This window comes from Serratia sp. EC4, assembly GCF_059652115.1.
The window spans coordinates 1-1429 of record NZ_JBNIDE010000028.1 but is presented as its reverse complement, the minus strand read 5'-3'; the positions used below and the strand labels follow the sequence as shown (position 1 = coordinate 1429).

Sequence of the window (1429 nt, the reverse complement as noted above, 5' to 3'; positions counted from 1 at the left end):
GCGCTGGCTGATGTTCCGTACACGCGATCAGCGGCGTATCCTTCACCGTCGCGTTGACACACTCGCATAAATTAGCACGCCGCTGGCGTGAGTCGGCGGGCGCCGAGACCCTTTTCCTGTTCCCTGCCTCTCTGTAGACTCTGCTCCATGTATATTCCCCGACCGGCAAAGCTGCTGTTCCAGCATGACGATGGCTGGAGCCGCTATCTCGACAAACACGGCGACACCCTCAGCGAATGGACCAAACTCGCCGTCGAGCGCATGCTCGCCTGCGGCACCTGTGCCATGGGCGTTCGCCGCTACTGTTGCGCCTCGCCGGACTGCTCCCACGCCCGCTTCTTCTGCCAGAGCTGCAAATCCAAAGCCTGCAGCAGTTGTGGCCTCAAGGCCACCGAGCAGTGGATCGCCGAACAGCAGCACATCCTGCCCGACTGCGATTGGCAACACATCACGTTTACCATGCCTCACCTGCTGTGGCCGTTCTTCAACAACAACTGGCCCCTGCTCAATGACCTGTTTCGCTGTGCCACCCATGCCATGCTCCGCTGGGCACGCCAGCAGGGTATTGAAGTCGGCATTTTTTGCGCCCTGCATACCTACGGCCGACAGCTGAATCAGCACCCGCATATCCACGTTTCCGTTACCCGCGGCGGACTTGATGTCAAACACGGCACCTGGTGTAATTTGTTCTTTAAAAAGAAAGATGTGGAAGCCATCTGGCGCAATGCCGTCGTCTATCTGCTGCGGGACAACTACGCCCGCATCAATCCCGGCGGCCTGCCGGGTCTCGGCCACATCCGCAACGAAGACCGGTGGCACCGCTACCTCCACGCCCAATACCGGCGTTGCTGGAAAGTGCACTTTGCCAAAAAGACCCGTGGTGCCTGGCGCAGCGTGAAATACCTGGGCCGCTACCTGAAGCGCCCACCAGTGGCGTCTTCTCAGCTGCGCCACTACTGCGGCGGCGCCGTGGTGCATCAGTATTACGATCACCGCACGCAGCAGTACAAACGCCAGAAAATCAGCCAGGAGGAGATGCTGCAGCGTTACGTCAGCCATATTCCGGCGCGGCATTTTAAAATGGTGCGGTACTACGGTTTTCTGGCCAACCGCAAGCGGGGCACGCTGTTGCCGAAGGTGTACGAAGCGCTGGAAATGACGGTACGGGAGAAACCGAAGCGCCCCGGGTTCACGGTGCTGATGAAGGGCTTCCTCGGTACCGACCCGTACCAATGCATTCTGTGCAAAGGTCGGCTGCGTTTTGCCGGCGCGGTGGCGGGTGAACATGCTACAAAAATGCTTTCTGATAGGCTGCATCGGATGGCGAAAAAACGATGGCTTCAGGCACCGGCTCTGGATAATTGCGCCTAAAAAGTGGATTTTGGATTAAAAATACATCAAAACAGGCATTTTTACGCGTAATCACTCG

1 protein-coding gene is annotated in these 1429 nt (G+C 58.0%); it reads left to right on the top strand.

Going from position 1 to position 1429, the window contains the following annotated elements:
* The first annotated feature begins 147 nt into the window (after positions 1-147).
* Positions 148-1371: an IS91 family transposase gene (locus ACP39K_RS24510; protein ID WP_497008998.1), complete on the top strand. Its 1224-nt coding sequence runs from the start codon at positions 148-150 to the stop codon at positions 1369-1371.
* The last annotated feature ends 58 nt before the right edge of the window (positions 1372-1429 follow it).